The 15,023-nt window shown below is 61.6% G+C and carries 14 protein-coding genes and 2 pseudogenes; 7 read left to right on the top strand and 9 right to left on the bottom strand.

Going from position 1 to position 15,023, the window contains the following annotated elements:
• Positions 1-18: 18 nt before the first annotated feature.
• Positions 19-819, bottom strand: coding sequence for an SDR family oxidoreductase (locus tag AAIL66_RS14340; RefSeq protein ID WP_034409869.1), 801 nt, complete (start codon positions 817-819; stop codon positions 19-21).
• Between the two features lie 116 nt (positions 820-935).
• On the opposite strand from AAIL66_RS14340, the gene AAIL66_RS14335 reads away from it, so the two are divergent.
• The gene (locus AAIL66_RS14335; protein WP_045839565.1) at positions 936-1,880 is read left to right on the top strand and encodes a GlxA family transcriptional regulator; all 945 of its coding nucleotides are present in this window, start codon (positions 936-938) and stop codon (positions 1,878-1,880) included.
• Between the two features lie 427 nt (positions 1,881-2,307).
• On the opposite strand, the gene AAIL66_RS14330 is transcribed toward AAIL66_RS14335, so the two are convergent.
• From AAIL66_RS14330 to AAIL66_RS14315, 4 genes and pseudogenes are all read right to left on the bottom strand, one after another.
• The gene (locus tag AAIL66_RS14330; protein WP_343497026.1) at positions 2,308-4,041 is read right to left on the bottom strand and encodes a methyl-accepting chemotaxis protein; all 1,734 of its coding nucleotides are present in this window, start codon (positions 4,039-4,041) and stop codon (positions 2,308-2,310) included.
• A 410-nt stretch (positions 4,042-4,451) separates the two neighbouring features.
• Positions 4,452-5,408 (bottom strand): AEC family transporter, encoded by a 957-nt coding sequence (locus AAIL66_RS14325; protein WP_343497025.1) that lies wholly within the window; start codon positions 5,406-5,408, stop codon positions 4,452-4,454.
• Positions 5,409-5,546: 138 nt separating this feature from the next.
• Positions 5,547-5,717, bottom strand: coding sequence for a hypothetical protein (locus tag AAIL66_RS14320; protein ID WP_343497023.1), 171 nt, complete (start codon positions 5,715-5,717; stop codon positions 5,547-5,549).
• Positions 5,718-5,767: 50 nt separating this feature from the next.
• Positions 5,768-6,216 (bottom strand): annotated as a pseudogene (locus AAIL66_RS14315) (RtcB family protein); the annotation flags it as partial.
• Here AAIL66_RS14315 and AAIL66_RS14310 point away from each other — a divergent pair.
• Positions 6,205-6,375 (top strand): annotated as a pseudogene (locus AAIL66_RS14310) (sigma 54-dependent transcriptional regulator); the annotation flags it as partial. The pseudogenes AAIL66_RS14315 and AAIL66_RS14310 sit on opposite strands and share 12 nt — an antisense overlap.
• Before the next feature lie 119 nt (positions 6,376-6,494).
• A complete protein-coding gene (gene sbcB, locus AAIL66_RS14305; RefSeq protein WP_343497022.1) occupies positions 6,495-7,934 on the top strand; it encodes an exodeoxyribonuclease I in 1,440 nt (479 codons plus the stop codon).
• Positions 7,935-7,958: 24 nt separating this feature from the next.
• Here sbcB and AAIL66_RS14300 read toward each other — a convergent pair whose 3' ends face one another.
• Positions 7,959-8,846, bottom strand: coding sequence for a LysR substrate-binding domain-containing protein (locus AAIL66_RS14300; protein ID WP_034377639.1), 888 nt, complete (start codon positions 8,844-8,846; stop codon positions 7,959-7,961).
• A 186-nt stretch (positions 8,847-9,032) separates the two neighbouring features.
• Here AAIL66_RS14300 and AAIL66_RS14295 point away from each other — a divergent pair, with 186 nt between their 5' ends.
• Positions 9,033-9,458: a VOC family protein gene (locus AAIL66_RS14295; protein WP_343497020.1), complete on the top strand. Its 426-nt coding sequence runs from the start codon at positions 9,033-9,035 to the stop codon at positions 9,456-9,458.
• Between the two features lie 82 nt (positions 9,459-9,540).
• Positions 9,541-10,464, top strand: coding sequence for an amino acid ABC transporter substrate-binding protein (locus AAIL66_RS14290; protein ID WP_343497019.1), 924 nt, complete (start codon positions 9,541-9,543; stop codon positions 10,462-10,464).
• A gap of 37 nt (positions 10,465-10,501) precedes the next feature.
• Here the strand turns inward: AAIL66_RS14290 and AAIL66_RS14285 are convergent, their stop codons facing one another.
• Both AAIL66_RS14285 and AAIL66_RS14280 read right to left on the bottom strand, forming a co-directional pair.
• Entirely contained in the window at positions 10,502-11,122 is a 621-nt protein-coding gene (locus AAIL66_RS14285) for an N-methyl-D-aspartate receptor NMDAR2C subunit (RefSeq protein ID WP_343497018.1), read from the bottom strand.
• Between the two features lie 15 nt (positions 11,123-11,137).
• A complete protein-coding gene (locus tag AAIL66_RS14280; protein ID WP_034390704.1) occupies positions 11,138-12,367 on the bottom strand; it encodes a spore maturation protein in 1,230 nt (409 codons plus the stop codon).
• A gap of 134 nt (positions 12,368-12,501) precedes the next feature.
• Here AAIL66_RS14280 and AAIL66_RS14275 point away from each other — a divergent pair, with 134 nt between their 5' ends.
• Entirely contained in the window at positions 12,502-12,927 is a 426-nt protein-coding gene (locus AAIL66_RS14275) for a hypothetical protein (RefSeq protein WP_039050587.1), read from the top strand.
• A gap of 7 nt (positions 12,928-12,934) precedes the next feature.
• Here the strand turns inward: AAIL66_RS14275 and AAIL66_RS14270 are convergent, their stop codons facing one another.
• The gene (locus AAIL66_RS14270) at positions 12,935-14,077 is read right to left on the bottom strand and encodes a PQQ-dependent sugar dehydrogenase (protein WP_343497017.1); all 1,143 of its coding nucleotides are present in this window, start codon (positions 14,075-14,077) and stop codon (positions 12,935-12,937) included.
• A 187-nt stretch (positions 14,078-14,264) separates the two neighbouring features.
• Here AAIL66_RS14270 and AAIL66_RS14265 point away from each other — a divergent pair, with 187 nt between their 5' ends.
• Positions 14,265-14,969, top strand: a complete 705-nt coding sequence (locus AAIL66_RS14265; protein WP_003053809.1) for a YebC/PmpR family DNA-binding transcriptional regulator — start codon at positions 14,265-14,267, stop codon at positions 14,967-14,969.
• Positions 14,970-15,023: the final 54 nt, after the last annotated feature.

Below are 15,023 nucleotides of genomic sequence, written 5' to 3'. Positions count from 1 at the left end.
TTGGGCTCCTTGCGATAGTCAGTGCGCGGTGGCGTAGCGCTGGGCGACGATGTTGCTGGACAACTGGCCTGCCATAGCTCGGCGGGCGGCCTCATAGGCATCCCACTTCTCGCCAGCATGCAGCGAGGGGATGGAGACCTTTTCTCCTCGCTCAAACCCCAGCAGTGCTGCATCGACGAGGTCTTCGGCGCTCATCACGATGCTTGCATCCAGGTTCTCTACCGGCAATCCACCGATGGCCCAGAAGTCCGTGGCCGTAGCACCAGGCAACACTGCCTGCACCCGAACACCTTTGTCAGTCAACTCATGCTGCAGCGACTGACTGAAGGCCAGCACAAAAGCCTTGCTGGCACCGTAGACGCCATTCAGGGTCTCAGGGGAGATGGCGACGATGGACGCAATGTTGATGATCGCTCCACGTCCACGAGCCACGAAGCCAGGAGCCGCCGCATAGGCCAGCCGCATGGGCACCGTGGCATTCAGATCGACCATGCGGGTCATCTGTTCAACGTTGCTGTGCAGCAAGGGCGTATGTGTGCCCATGCCCGCGTTGTTGACCAGCAAGGTGATGCTGGCGTCCGTGCGCAATTGCTCTTCCACGCGTGCCAGTTCATTGCGGTCGTTCAGGTCGGTCGGCAGGACTTCTACCGCACGGCCGGTGCGAGTGCTGATGCTGCTCGCCAGCGCGTTCAGCTGTTCGCGATTGCGGGCGACCAGGATCAGGTCATAGCCACGCTGAGCGAGCTTTTCTGCATATAGCGCACCGATGCCGCTGGATGCCCCAGTAATGAGGGCGGTACCGAGATGGGTTTGTGCCATGGTGAAACTCCTTGAGGTTGACGGATGTTGTCCATGACATGAATGGTGCGATGTGCGGGGTTTGTCGTAAATGACGTATATAGTCATGAAAAAGGACATTGGAAAGGACGTTTCTTATGCACCGCATCGGTTACATGCTGCCGGAAGGCTTCCAAGTCATGGCGCTGGCCACCCAGGCTGTGTTCGAACTCGCCAACCTGATGGTGGAGAAGCCCTTTTATGAGGTGGAGACCTATGCGATGAGTGGTACGGCCCGAGCTTCGGCAGGGCTTGCATTGCAGGCGAAGCCCCTCACCGCACACAGCAGGGCAGACACCTGGCTGGTTGCGGGCAACCTCGCTCCAAGGGACGTCGCTCCGGCACCGGAACTGATCCGGTTACTTAGCAAGGTGGCGGTGTCCGCGCGGCGCGTGGCCGGTCTGTGCACGGGCGCTTTCCTGCTGGGCGACGCGGGTCTGCTTGACGGGCGCCGCGCCACCACGCACTGGTATTGGGCCGAGGCCTTGCAACAGCGCCACCCACAGGCGCAGATTGAGGCCGACCGCATCTACATCGCCGACGGACCGATCTGGACCTCTGCCGGTATGACAGCGGAGATCGACCTGGCGTTAGCGCTGGTGGAAAAAGATCTGGGCGCGAAGGTTGCACGGTCGGTTGCACATCGCCTGGTCATGCACCAGCGCCGCTCGGGCGGACAGTCACAGCACTCGGAGATGCTCAAGCTGGCACCCAAGTCAGACCGTATCCAGCAGGCGTTGGAGCATGCACGGCGCAACCTTTCTCAAGCACTGAGTGTGGAAGAGCTGGCCGAAGCTGCCAGCTTGAGTCCACGCCAGTTCAGCCGGGTGTTCACGGCCGAGACGGGCCAGTCCCCCGCCAAAGCCGTGGAGGGCCTTCGGCTAGAAGCCGCGCGGCTGATGATTGAAAGCAGTCGGCATCCGCTGGAGGTGATTGCTCGGGAGACAGGTTTTCGTGACCGGCGCCATATGCGCGAAGCCTTCCTGCGTGGCTTCGGCATGCCGCCACAGGCCGTGCGGCGCGAAGCTCGGGTGGAACTGTAAAACGTCTGTACACGTTCCGTGAAACGCGTAACTTGCACCTTGCGTGGAGCGACCAGCCGGACCCCGAACCAACTGGCCATGATGGCAATCTGTGAACTGCGAAGTGCCGCCGCAGCCGGCGGGGATATGCGAGTACTTGGATGTCTGCGCTAGTGCGGGGAGGCGCGTCCCCCAGAATCCCGATCTGTCATCGGCTCGAATAAAAACAGAGTTGCTGTCAGGGGTGATGACTGGCGGGCATCACGTAGGGCCGGTCGTTGTAATGCTCCCAAGAAGCCGCTGGCAGCAGGTCTTGGTGTGTGGAGTCGCTCATCGACTACGCATATCTGCTGCCAAGCACTGAGTTATGCAACGACACCGGTAGGTTCAAGAAACGGCAGGCTTGACGCCTCACCGCCTTTGCTCACGGATCCGCTCGGAAGCTCCCTCAAAAAGTTTCCCAGTCATCGCCATTCTTATTCGTGGCCTGCTGTGTTCCAGCGATAGCAACCGGGCGACGCAGCACAGGGGATTTGGTGGTCATGAGGGGCTTTGGAGGCGACTCCGATACCTTTGCCACTGTTGCCGTTTTTGTCGGGTTGACCGACGCTGCCTGCATTGCGGCAGAGGCATGTTGCTCGTGCTCCGACAACTTGAAGACTGCCACCGCTTCGACCAGGGACTGTGCTTGGTTGTGCAAGCTGCTGGCTGCGGCGGCCATTTCCTCGACCAAGGCTGCGTTCTGCTGCGTGGTTTGATCCATTTGGGTGACGGCTTCCCCAATCTGGGCCATGCCCGAGCTTTGCTCATGGCTGGCAGCGCTGATTTCACCCATGATATCGGTGACGCGCCGAATGGCGGTGACCACACCGGTCATGGTCTCGCCAGCTTTGTCCACGAGCAAGGAGCCCTGCTCCACGCGCTGGACACTGGTGGTAATGAGCTGCTTGATCTCCTTGGCGGCCTCAGCCGAGCGTCCAGCCAGAGCCCGAACTTCGCTTGCCACCACTGCAAAGCCTCGTCCTTGCTCGCCGGCGCGGGCAGCTTCGACGGCGGCATTCAAAGCCAGAATATTGGTCTGGAAAGCGATGCCATCAATGACACCGATGATGTCGGAAATCTTGTGGCTGCTTTCATTGATGCTCTTCATGGTCTCCACTACCTCTGCGACCACTTCACCACCCTGTGTAGCCACAGAGGATGCATTCACTGCCATCTGATTGGCCTGGCGTGCGTTGTCGGCATTCTGCTTGACCGTAGCACTCAACTGTTCCATGGACGCAGCAGTTTGCTCAAGAGCACTTGCTTGCTCTTCTGTGCGGCTGGATAGGTCGTTATTGCCCATGGCGATCTGAGCGCTGCCCGAAGCAACTCCCTGAGCATTGCCGCGCACCGCCGACACCGTGCTCACGAGGCTGTGTTGCATGCTTTGCAACGCACTCAGCAGTTGACCGGTTTCATCCTGAGATTTCACCGTGATCTGGCCGCTGAGATCACCTCTGGCCACTCGGTCGGCTGCTGCCATGGCCTGGGACAGGGGGCGGGTGATGGAGCGAGTGATCGTGATGGCAAGGGTCACCGCTAGAAGAATGGCGATTGCACTTGTCGCCAACACTTCCTGGAACAGGTTGTCGGCAGCAGTTTCTGCCTTCTGGCTGGCCACGTCGGAGCTTTGGGTCTGGTGATCCAGCATGCTGCGGATGACCCGCTGATATTCGAGCTGGTTGGGGCGCAGCTGGGTTTCCAGCAGCCTCAGAGCTTCATCTCTTTGGCCCTGATCGATCAGTCCAAGAAATTCATCGCCGGATTTGAGGAAGGCCAGACGGCGCAGCTTCAGTTCCTCCAGCAGCGATTGGCCCAGGCCCGAGTGAGTGTGCTTGCCCAGGGAGTCCATTTCTGCAGCCAGCTCCGTGCGGGTCTTCTGAATCATGGCACGTGCCGAGGTCTGGAGCGCCTCCGTGGAAAAGATCGCGAGGTTGCGGAACTGAATCGCCTGTTCATTGGCGCCATCCGTGATGGTGTTCAGAGTGCGAATGATCGGGATTTGCTTCTGGGTGATGTCGGTGAGGGCTGAGCGCTGAGTCGACGACCCCCAAAGTGCAACCCCTCCCAGCACTAGTATCAGCACCATCAATGTCATGAACGAGAAAGTCAGCCGGGTGGAAATTTTCAAACGATCCATTTCGCGCGCCTCCTTTAGCAGCCAATGCCTTCGGTTTGAGAGCTCGTGTCAGTTTGTGTCCGTGCACTCAAATTGTAACTTTTTGCAAGTTCCAGAGGCACCTTTTTATGAGTGATTGCGGCTTCTGAGCGACAGAGCCCGAGTCCTTGCCTTCTTCCTCCTTGCCGAGCCGTATGAGCGCTGTTTTTTGTCTACTGATTTGCGTCATCCCGTCCTGCACTTTGGCGTAGCCGCCTGGATGTCAAAGCCAAGCTTTGCTTCAGGGCAGGTCGAGATCTGCTCCAACTTTCGCTGGCTCCCACTCGGTTCACTGCCATGTTTCAGCCAATGCCGGAGTGCCATGCGTCGGCAGAGCAAGACCGAGCTCCGATTGAGTCAGGGTGGATATGCGCCGAGGACTATCTTGATGACTATGTCCCATGCAGGACGTGCAGCAGCATCAGCAGCAGCGGCATGGTCACCAGGGCCAGCAGTGTGGAGAGGGCGATGCTGGCCACCACCTCATCCTCGGCAACCCGGTAGCGCTGGGTGAAGAGCAGTGCGTTGGCACCCACAGGCAAGGCCGAGCAGATCAGCATCACCCCCATGGCCGGGCCGCGCAGTTGAAGTGCCCAGGCGCAGATGAGAAACACAAGTGGGTGCACCAGTGACTTGACCAGCGTGATGCGCATCGCGGGTCGCCAGTAAGCTCCGATCCTGGTGTAGGCCAGCGTGATGCCGACGAGCAGCAACGCCATGGGGCCCATGGCCGAGCCCAGCATCTTGAGTGAGGTATCAAGCACGTCTGGCAGAGGCCAGCCTGTCAATGACCACAGCAGGCCAGCCAGAATCGGCAAAGGCACGGGGTGAATGACGCTATTACGCACTGCCTGCCAGACAGTGCGCCCTATGGACCGTTTGTTGTGGGTGTCGTCCGCACGCTGTTCACGGGAGGATGCCAGCTCGAACACCATGGTCGCGGCCGTCAGCAATACCAGGGCGTGCACCGAGATCAATGTGAACAGTGTCACCAGCCCCTGCTCGCCAAAGGCCAGGCCCACGAGCGGTACGCCGATCATGGCTGCATTGCTGAACATGCTGGCCAATCCGCGCGCCGCAGCCAGAGTGTTGAAGCCGTAGACCAGCATCGTTGTCACGAATACGATGATGGCCGATAGGAAATACACGCCAATCGGACGGTAATCCAATTCGCCGACATGGACCTGAGCCATGGTGCGAAACAGCAGTGCAGGCAGAAGCAATAGGAACACAAGGTTGGACATGTCCTTGACTGCTGCCTGTCGCACCAGCCCGACACGCGCCAAGCCAAACCCCGTACCGATCAACGCAATCACCGGTAGTAGTGCCGCTATTGCGGAACCATTCATTCAACTCTCCAACAAAACCGACTCGCTGCTTGCACCTTGCTCCAAGCTTGAGCATATGCACTTCTCGGGCGCTGAGCTTAACTCTTGTGCCTACTCGTTTTCAGAGCCTGCATCCTCTGCTCGCTATCGCACAACCTGCTAAATGAGCAAGTCTTGGTTGCTATTGGGCGAGGTGGCGCCCCAGCCTGGCTTGCCCGACTCTCCTGCAAGCAGCACCGTCATATCGTGCCTTTGTTGGAGTGCGGCGGCGCGCATGACTTCCAATAGCAGGTGTGCGCCCGGAATGGCTTTCTGTTCAATGGCTTGCACGATGGACCTACTTTCTGACAATGAGGCGTGAGTCCATGTTCCCGCCTCATTCAACCCTTGACGCTGAGGGTATGGTGCACTTCCACCAGGTCCTTCTGGGCGGCCATGACGGCATCGATGTCCTTGTAGGCCATCGGGATCCCGTCGATCATGCCTTCCGTGGCCTTGATCTGATCGGCCACCGAGTGCAGCTTCTTGGCCTTGGTGCGGTTCCTCACGCGGCCCGCGTGGTGGCTGCAGCTTTCAAAGCTCTCGGGGTTGCCCATGCCGCGCACGATGTAGATGCACGCGCCCATGCTGCCGGGGATGATGCCCCTCTCGCCGCGCCTGGCGCTCACCGCACCCTTGCGGGTGACGAGCACATCCTCGCCAAAGTGACGCTGCTTCTGCACATCGTTGTGGTGGCAGTTCACGGCTTCCACATGGCCTGGAAAGGCCTGGCAAGCACCTTGCGCCCGGTGGCAATCAGGTTGGTCGTCATCACTTTCTGTTTGACCGCTTGCAGCTGCAGCCCGTCATCACCGTCTGCCGCGCATCGACCACGCTGTCCGATGCGGGCCGCAAGTTGTTTGACCAGGTGCGCCAGCAAAAAAGCCTGGTCAACGATGCAGACCGGCTGCGCAAATTTCTGCATAAATTTGGTTTGAAATGGGAATAGCTCAAACAATCATATTGATAGCTGCTTGCGTTTTATCCATAAGCGTTAAAGGCCAAAAAGGCTTTAAGTTGATGGACTGAGCCGCAAGCTGTGCCGGTTCGCAGGCATACTTCGGGCCCATGGCTCATACCTTCTTCTGGCACGACTACGAAACCTTTGGCGCCCAGCCGCGCTACGACCGTCCCGCGCAGTTTGCGGGCATACGCACGGATGACCAGCTCAACGAAATCGGCGAGCCCGTGATGTGGTACTGCCAGCCGGCCAATGACTATCTGCCCGACCCGCAATCCTGTCTGATCACGGGGATCACGCCCCAGCGGGCGCTGGAGGAGGGTGTTCCGGAGCATGAGTTTGCAGCGCTGATCGAGGCCGAACTGGCGCAGGCCGGCACCGTGGGCGTGGGCTACAACACCATTCGTTTCGACGACGAGATCACGCGCTTCATGTTCTGGCGCAATCTCATCGACCCTTATGCGCGTGAGTGGCAGAACGGCTGCGGCCGCTGGGATATGCTCGACGTGGTGCGCATGGTCTATGCGCTGCGTCCCGAAGGCATTCAGTGGCCGACCAAGGAAGACGGTACGCCCAGCTTCAGGTTGGAGGATCTGGCCCGCGCCAATGGACTGTTGCACGAGCAGGCCCACGATGCGCTAAGTGATGTGCGCGCCACGATTGCTCTGGCCCGACTGATTCGCGAAAAGCAGCCGCGCCTGTTTGACTTTGCCTTTGGTCTGCATAAAAAGGACGGTGCTCTGCGCGAGATGGGCCTGCCCGCCACGCAGGAGCACGCGCGCCCGTTTCTGCATGTGACCGGCATGATCAGCCCCGCGCGTGGCTGTCTGGGCGTGATGTGGCCGCTGGCCACCCATCCCACCAACAAGAACGAAGTCATCTGCTGGGATCTGGCGGCCGACCCGGCCGAGCTTTCGGGCATCAGCATCGAAGAGCTGCGCCTGCGCCTGTTCACGCGTCAGGCCGAGCTGCCCGAGGGCGTGACCCGTCTGCCCATCAAGAGCATCCACGTCAACAAGTCGCCCATGGTGGTGGGAAGCCTCAAGACCCTGAGTCCCGCGATGGCCGAAAAATGGGGCGTGGACATGGAGCTGGCGATGCAGCATGCGGCGATTGCCCGCGATCTGCCCGATATGAGCGCGCAGTGGAAGGCCGTCTTCACGCGCGAGGCGGTCGAGCCGCTGGATGCCGACCAGGATCTGTATGGCGGCTTTGTGGGCAATGAGGACCGTCGCCGTCTGGAGCGCATCAAGCGCCTCTCGCCCCAGGAGCTGGCGCTGGACAAGACCGGCTTTGACGATGCACGCCTGACAGAGCTGGCCTGGCGCTACCGTGCGCGCAATTTCCCTCAGACGCTCGATGCCGGGGAGCTGCAGCGCTGGGAGCAGCACCGTGCAGCCTGCCTGATCGAAGGACAGGGCGGGGCGCGCACGGCGGAGCAGATGTTCACCATGATCGATGCGCTGTCGGAATCCGTGGACGAGCGCGGCGAGGAGATTCTGGGCGATCTCTACGACTACGGCAGCAATCTGGTTCCCGAAAGCTGAGCGTAGCCGTTCAATTGAGCCGCATCAGCGCTCCTGCGGCAGGCTGCGCCTGGCAAGCTCGGTGAGCAGGGCGATGAGCACCCGCGCCGGCTCGCTCAGGTGCCGCTCTGCGCGATGCACCAGGCCCACGTCGCGGTGGAAGGTGTGCGCCCCCAGGTCGATGGCGCGCACGGCCGCGGGCCAGCGACGCTGCGCCGCGGTCTGGGGAACCAGGGCCACGCCCACGCCGTTGGACACCAGCTTGACGATGGCTTCCAGCTCGTCGGCTTCGCACACTTCCTTCAGCGTGAAGTGCATGCTGCGCAGGAAGCGATCCACCTGACGGCCGCCGAACGAGGCTCGGTCGTAACGTATGAAGGGCTGGCTGGCCAGCAGCTCGGCCCAGTTGTCGCCCCGGGTGGCGCGCGGCACCAGCAGCCGGAAAGGCTCGTGCGCCAGCGCCGTCCAGCGCAGATCGCTTTGCAGCGCAAAGGGCGGGCGTATCAGCGCGGCCATGTCCAGCTCGCCCGCATCCACCAGATTCATCAGCTGCAGCGACACGCCGGGGATGATGCGCGTGCGGCATTGGGGGAACTGCTGGTGAAGTCTGGCCAGCGCATCGGGCAGCAGTGAGCGCTGCAGCGATGCGATGGAGCCCAGCTGCACGGAAATGCTGGCGGGCTGACCCTGTCCCGAAGAACCCAGGTTGGCGTACAGCCGCAGCAGCTCCTGCGCTTGCAGCAGCACCTGCTGCCCCATCTTGTTCAGGCGGGCCGTGCGGCCGATGCGGTCGAACAAGGCGAACCCCAATTCACTTTCCAGGCGCTGCATTTGCGCGCTGACGGCGGCTTGCGTCAAACCGATCCGGTCGCCCGCCGCGGCGAAGGTGCCTTCTCGGGCCACGGCGATGAAGGTGTTCAGCTCTTTCAACATTCATAAATTTTATTTGTGTATTTGAGAAAAATATATTGATTTTGTTTTTTATCAAGGCTTTTTACGATGGCTGCAGTCTCAGGCATGTGCCAGGCCCGTAGCGACGCCGGACATCGAGGTCCGACGCAGCCAGGCCTTGCCCGCAGGCTTTTCCCTCGACCCCATAACGATTTCCGGAGTTTCCCCATGAGCCTGTCTCCCTTTCACTTGGCCATTCCCGTGTATGACCTACCCGCGGCGCGCCGTTTCTATGGCGAAGTGTTCGGCCTGCCCGAGGGGCGTTCCAGCACGCAGTGGGTGGACTTCGACTTCTACGGCCACCAGCTGGTGATTCACGAGCATCCCAAGACTGTCTCCCAGGACAGCGCCCACACCAATCCGGTCGACGGCCACGACGTCCCGGTGCCGCACTTCGGCATCGTGCTCGCATGGCCGCAATGGGAATCCCTGGCCGAGCGCCTCAAGTCCTTTGGCACCGAATTCGTCATCGAGCCCTATATCCGCTTCAAGGGCCAGGTGGGTGAGCAGGCCACCATGTTCCTGCTCGACCCCTGCGGCAATGCGCTGGAGTTCAAGGCTTTCAAGGACATGAGCCAGCTGTTCGCCAAGTAGGCAGCGAGATGCGTCCGGGCCTGTTCCCGCAGCGCCCGCAAAACGGTGTTTTTCTCCAGGCAAGAACAAAAAGGATTGAACGATGAAAGTCATATTGAGCCATATCGTCATGGGGGCGGCGGCCTGCCTGGCCGGCGCAGCGCAGGCCGAGACGCTGGACAGGATCAGGGATACGGGCGTGGTGACCATGGGCGTGCGCGAGGCCTCGGGCACCATGTCCTACACCCTGGGCAACGGCAAGTACGCGGGCTTTCATGTGGAGCTGTGCGAGAAGGCGCTGGCACGCATGCAGCAGCAGTTGAAGCTGCCGCGGCTGGAGATCCGCTATCAGATGGTGACGGCGCAAAACCGCGTGCCCCTGGTCGCCAACGGCACGGTGGATGTGGAATGCGGCACTACCACCAACAATGCGGCACGCCAGAAGGAGGTGGCGTTCGCACCCACGGTCTATATGGAGGAGGTGCGCACGGCCGTGCGCAAGAGCTCGGGCATCACCGAGGTGGCGCAGCTCAAGGGACGCAACGTGGCCGCGACCACGGGCGCCACGGCCGTGACCCTGCTCAGGCGCTTCAGCAAGGAAAAGGGCGTGGACTTCAATATGCTGATGTCCAAGGACAATGCCGAATGCTTCATCCTGCTGGAAACGGGCCGCGCGGATGCCTGTGTGGCGGACGGCCAGATCCTGGCGTCGGGACTGTCGCGGCTGCGTGATCCGGGGCAGTACGTCATCGTGGGCGAGCCCTTCAGCGTGGAGCCCATTGCCATCATGCTGGACAGGAAGTCGCCTGAATTCAAGAAGCTGTTCGACGCCCAGATCCGCGAGATGGCATCTAGCGGCGAAGTGGCCGCGCTCTACGACAAGTGGTTCATGAAGCCCGTGCCGCCGACGGGAGTGGCCATCAATCTGCCGGCATCGGAGGCGACGCGCGCTGCCTGGGCCGCTCCCAGCGACAAGCCGCTGGAGGACTATGTGGCGGTGCGCCTCGTGGTGGGCCGCACGCAATAGCGTCAGGCCATGGCGCGAATGACGACGCCCGCCCGTCCTAGGCCACGGCCCGCTGCAGATTGCTGCGGGCCTGCTGCTCCAGCAGGGCGTGGAAGTGCGAGGTGGCGTAGATGGCCTTGCGCTGAAGAAAGCCCTTGAGCACCTGCCTTCGCTTGAGCGCATAGATTGGGCGTGGCACCCAGGCGTATTCGGCCCGCACCTGGGTGTCGTACTCGGCAAACCGGCTGGGGGCGGCGCCGAGGATGGCCAGGTCGATGTCCACGAGCAACCGGGCCTCATCGTCCTCGGGCGTGGATTCATGACAGGTTGCCATGATGAGAGCGTGCACGCGCCGACAGGCGGCCTCGCCCACGCCGTTGTCGTCCAGGACCTGGACAGCCCAGCGTGCGCTGCGCAGTTCATTGTCCTTGCCCTTGACGTCGTAGACGGCGTCATGGAACCAGAGCGCGATCTCCACTTCGCCAGGGTGCCGGGCCTGGTACGCCACGGTTTCGAAATGCGCCAGGCATTCGCTCAGATGCTGCAGCGTGTGATAGTGGCGCTGCGGCTCGGCATAGGCGGCCAGCATGGCCTGTTGCAGGCCTTGGGGCGGCGTGGCGTGAAGCGCCTGCCAGGCTCGCCGCCAGGAGCGTTCTAAGAGGGGATCTGAAGCTGTCATGCGGTTTCCCGGACATCAACCAAAAAAGCGATAGCAAACCACGATGGCAGCCACCACGCCGGCCAGTTCGGCCACCAGCGCGCAGGGCACTGCATGGCGCGCGCGCTGAATGCCCACGGCACCAAAGTACACGGCCAGCACGTAGAACGTGGTTTCGGTGCTGCCCTGAATCGTGGCTGCGGCCAGAGCCGCAAAACTGTCCACGCCCTGGCTTTGCATGGTCTCGATCAGCATGGCGCGGGCCGCGCTACCCGAAAAGGGTTTGACCAGCGCCGTGGGCAGGGCATCGACAAAGCGGGCGTCCACGCCCAGGACGTCCACCGTCCAACGGATGGCCGACAGCGCATATTCCAGTGCCCCCGAGGCGCGAAACACGCCCACGGCGCAAAGCATGGCGACCAGATAGGGCAGCAGGTTTCTGGCCACATCGAAGCCCTCCTTGGCCCCCTCGATAAAGCTGTCGTACACGGCCACCTTGCGCAGTGCGCCCAGGCCCACGAACAGCACGATCAGCGCAAACAGCGTGAGGTTGCCCATGAGCGAGGAAAGCTGGGCCAGCGCCGCCGCGCTGAGCGTGGCCAGAAAGGCCATGAAGGCTGCCAGCGCCAGCCCCACGGGCACCAGATAGGCCAGTACCACGGGACTGAACAGGGGCAGCCGCTGCATGAGTGCGACGCTGAACAGGCCCACCAGCGTAGAAGCGGAAGTGGCCAGCAGAATCGGCAGGAAGACCAGCGTCGGATCGGCCGCACCCTGTTGCATGCGGTACATGAAGATGGTGACCGGCAGCAGCGTCAGCGACGAGGCATTGAGCACGAGAAACAGAATCTGCGCATTGGTCGCGGTGTCGGGCTGCGGGTTCAGCTCCTGCAGAGCACGCATGGCCTTGAGGCCCATGGGCGTGGCAGCGTTGTCCAGCCCCAGCCCGTTGGCAGCAAAGTTCAATGTGATCAGGCCCAGTGCTGGGTGACCGCGTGGCACCTCGGGCATGAGCTTGGCAAACAGCGGGCCCAGCATTTTTGCCAGCCATTCGACCACGCCCGCCTTTTCTGCAATGCGCAGAAAGCCCAGCCACAGCGTGAGCGTGCCAAACAGCAGCACCATTACTTCGACCGACAGCCTGGCCATGGCAAACAGAGCCTGCACCATGGATGAGAACACATCTGCCTGACCGCCCAGCAGCCACTGCGCGAGCGCAGCAGCCGCTGCCACGAGAAAAAAACCGAGCCACAAGGCATTGAGCATATGAGCGCCTGTTCTGTACTGCAGCCGATTGTGGCGCGAAACCGGGGCTGCAATGGCACACTGTGGCTCCTTGGTTGCCCGGGTGAGCATGGCGGGCCCTCAGATGTTTTGAATCAGACAGGGACAGTGGACGGATGACAGCAAAGCAAGTTCTCTGGGCGCAGCCCTATGGCAAGGGGTTGGCCCTGTTGATGTGTCTGTTCGGTTTTCTTGGCCTGATGAGCGGATGGATGTTGCTGGAGGCCGACTTTTCCGACGGCTGGCGTACTGGCGCCAGGATTCAGTGGGCGCTGGTGTTGCAGGCCATGCTGGCGCTGAACTCGGCCATGTGCTTCACGCTGGTGTGGCTGCTGTGGACGCGCAATCGTGCGGCTTTGCTGCTGGGCGCTCTTTACGTGGCGCTCGGCGTGGTCAGCCAGGCTGGCATGTTCTGGTATGTCAGCAGGCTTGGCAGCCAGGTCGATATGCTGTCGCTGGGCTTGTGGCTGGGAGAGGCCATCTTCTGGCTCTGCATAGTGGGCTATCTCTACTGGCTCAAAAGCCGCGGTGTGCTGCGCTGATCCGAGCTCAAGGCGTTGCCAGCACGCGCATCAATTGCCCATTGGATGAATCGGTGAGCAGATACAGCAGACCGTCCGGACCCTGGCGCACATCGCGTACGCGCTGGCCCAGGCGCGGCAGCAGCACTTCGGTGGCGGTGACCCTGCCATCGGCAATCTGCAGGCGCTGCAGCTGCATGGTCTTGAGCGCACCAGTGATGAAGGAGCCTTTCCAGGCCACGCCATAGCGCTCGCTGCTCAGATAGGCGAGCCCCGAGGTGGCAATCGACGGTACCCAGTAATGCCGGGGTTGCTCCATGCCTGTTTTTTCGGTGATGCCGGCACCGATCTTGCCGCCGCCATAGTTTTCGCCATAGGTAATGACGGGCCAGCCGTAATTCTTGCCTGGCTCGATGCGGTTGAGTTCATCGCCGCCCTGCGGGCCATGCTCTGTCATCCAGAGTTCGTCATCCGGCCCCAGTGCGGCGCCCTGGCTGTTGCGGTGGCCATAGCTCCAGATCTCGGCCAGCGTATCGGGCCTGCCCGCAAAGGGGTTGTCGCGAGGCACGCTGCCATCCTTGTTGACGCGCACGATCTTGCCCAGATGGGTTTGCAGGTTCTGCGCCTCCTGCATGGCCTTGTAGCGCTCGCCCAGGCTCAGAAACAGCGAGCCGTCGGGCTTGCCGTTCACCTTGCGCTCCACTATGCGGCAGCCGAAGTGCAGGGCCGAATCGATCTTGGGGCGCTGGCTGAACAGAATCTGCACGTTTTCCAGGGCACTGGCGTCGGCTGAGAGTCGGGCTTTGGCCATGGCCGTGCTGTTCTTGCCTCGGTCCGGTCCCTGACCCGGTTCCGAGAAGCAGAAATAGAGCTGGCGGTTGCTGGCAAAGTCGCTGTCCAGCACCACGTCCAGCAGGCCGCCTTGCCCGGCTGCGGCGATGGCGGGAAGGCCTTTGAGAGGGGCGTTGAGCCTGCCCCCGGCTTCCACAATGCGCATGCGGCCGGGGCGCTCCGTGACCAGATAGCGTCCGTCCGGCAAAAAGGCCAGTGCCCAGGGGTGCTCCAGCCCCGTTGCCACGGCTTGCGTGCCCAGCTCGGCGGCCGCCAGGGCCTGCGAGCCGAGCAGGGCCAGCACGCTGCAGGCGAGGGCGTGAATGGTGATGCGGTGCATTTTTTCCTCCTAGGTGGGCGGTCAGCCGCTTGCTGTTTGCCTGTATTTATGACCCGGACTTGATGCAGTTTGCCGACAAAAGATTGCGCGCAGGTGTATAAATCCGGCTTTTGCTCGCCGATGTTTTGGCGGGCGGCTTGCGTGTGCATAGCGCGGGTTTTGACAACATTCAACAAGGAACGCAGCCATGGGCGCGCAATGGAAAGCAAAGGGCAAGGCGCTGGTCGCCGATGCCAAGGGTAAGCTGTTTGGCAAGCTGGTCAAGGAAATCATGGTTGCAGCCCGTCTGGGCGGCGGCGACCCTGCTGCCAACTCACGCCTGCGCATGGCGGTGGAAGCGGCCCGCAAGGCTTCCATGCCCAAGGACACGCTGGATCGCGCCATCAAGAAGGGCGCCGGCGTTGGTGCCGACGCCGTGAACTATTCCAGTGTGCTGTTTGAGGGCTATGCCCCTCATCGCGTGCCCGTGATGGTGGAATGTCTGACCGACAATCCCAATCGCACGGCTCCCAATATGCGCGTCTGCTTCCGCAAGGGCCAGATGAGCGCCGTGGCCTGGGATTTTGACCATGTGGGCATGATCGAAGGCGAGCCTGAAAACGGTGCCGACGTCGAAATGGCCGCCATCGAAGCCGGCGCGCAGGACTTCGAAGCTGGTGAAGAAGAAGGTACCACCCTGTTCATTACCGATATTGCCGATCTGGATGCCGTGAGCAAGGCTCTGCCCGCGCAAGGCATCAAGGTGCTGTCGGTCAAGCTGGGCTACAAGGCCAAGAACCCCATCAGCATGAGCAGCCTGTCTGCCGAGCAGCAGGAAGAAGTGCAGGAATTCCTGGCCGGTCTGGAAAACGACGACGACGTGCAGCATGTCTACGCAGGTCTGGTGGACTGAAGTCATCGCAGCATGGCAAAACGAGCGGCCCCGAGGGCCGCTCTTTTTTTTGCC

Source organism: Comamonas sp. F1-6 (assembly GCF_039581415.1).
In the GTDB taxonomy this organism is placed as follows: domain Bacteria; phylum Pseudomonadota; class Gammaproteobacteria; order Burkholderiales; family Burkholderiaceae_C; genus Comamonas; species Comamonas thiooxydans.
Note: the sequence above shows the minus strand (reverse complement) of the source record. Positions and strands in the feature narration are given on the sequence as shown.

What these genes read in the sequence shown, in the direction of transcription:
- AAIL66_RS14280 (WP_034390704.1), bottom strand. Translation starts at nt 12,367, where the DNA reads ATGCTCAATGCCTTGTGGCTCGGTTTTTTTCTCGTGGCAGCGGCTGCT.
- AAIL66_RS14290 (WP_343497019.1), top strand. Translation starts at nt 9,541, where the DNA reads ATGAAAGTCATATTGAGCCATATCGTCATGGGGGCGGCGGCCTGCCTG.
- AAIL66_RS14270 (WP_343497017.1), bottom strand. Translation starts at nt 14,077, where the DNA reads ATGCACCGCATCACCATTCACGCCCTCGCCTGCAGCGTGCTGGCCCTG.
- sbcB (WP_343497022.1), top strand. Translation starts at nt 6,495, where the DNA reads ATGGCTCATACCTTCTTCTGGCACGACTACGAAACCTTTGGCGCCCAG.
- AAIL66_RS14295 (WP_343497020.1), top strand. Translation starts at nt 9,033, where the DNA reads ATGAGCCTGTCTCCCTTTCACTTGGCCATTCCCGTGTATGACCTACCC.
- AAIL66_RS14285 (WP_343497018.1), bottom strand. Translation starts at nt 11,122, where the DNA reads ATGACAGCTTCAGATCCCCTCTTAGAACGCTCCTGGCGGCGAGCCTGG.
- AAIL66_RS14330 (WP_343497026.1), bottom strand. Translation starts at nt 4,041, where the DNA reads ATGGATCGTTTGAAAATTTCCACCCGGCTGACTTTCTCGTTCATGACA.
- AAIL66_RS14325 (WP_343497025.1), bottom strand. Translation starts at nt 5,408, where the DNA reads ATGAATGGTTCCGCAATAGCGGCACTACTACCGGTGATTGCGTTGATC.
- AAIL66_RS14335 (WP_045839565.1), top strand. Translation starts at nt 936, where the DNA reads ATGCACCGCATCGGTTACATGCTGCCGGAAGGCTTCCAAGTCATGGCG.
- AAIL66_RS14265 (WP_003053809.1), top strand. Translation starts at nt 14,265, where the DNA reads ATGGGCGCGCAATGGAAAGCAAAGGGCAAGGCGCTGGTCGCCGATGCC.
- AAIL66_RS14340 (WP_034409869.1), bottom strand. Translation starts at nt 819, where the DNA reads ATGGCACAAACCCATCTCGGTACCGCCCTCATTACTGGGGCATCCAGC.
- AAIL66_RS14275 (WP_039050587.1), top strand. Translation starts at nt 12,502, where the DNA reads ATGACAGCAAAGCAAGTTCTCTGGGCGCAGCCCTATGGCAAGGGGTTG.
- AAIL66_RS14300 (WP_034377639.1), bottom strand. Translation starts at nt 8,846, where the DNA reads ATGTTGAAAGAGCTGAACACCTTCATCGCCGTGGCCCGAGAAGGCACC.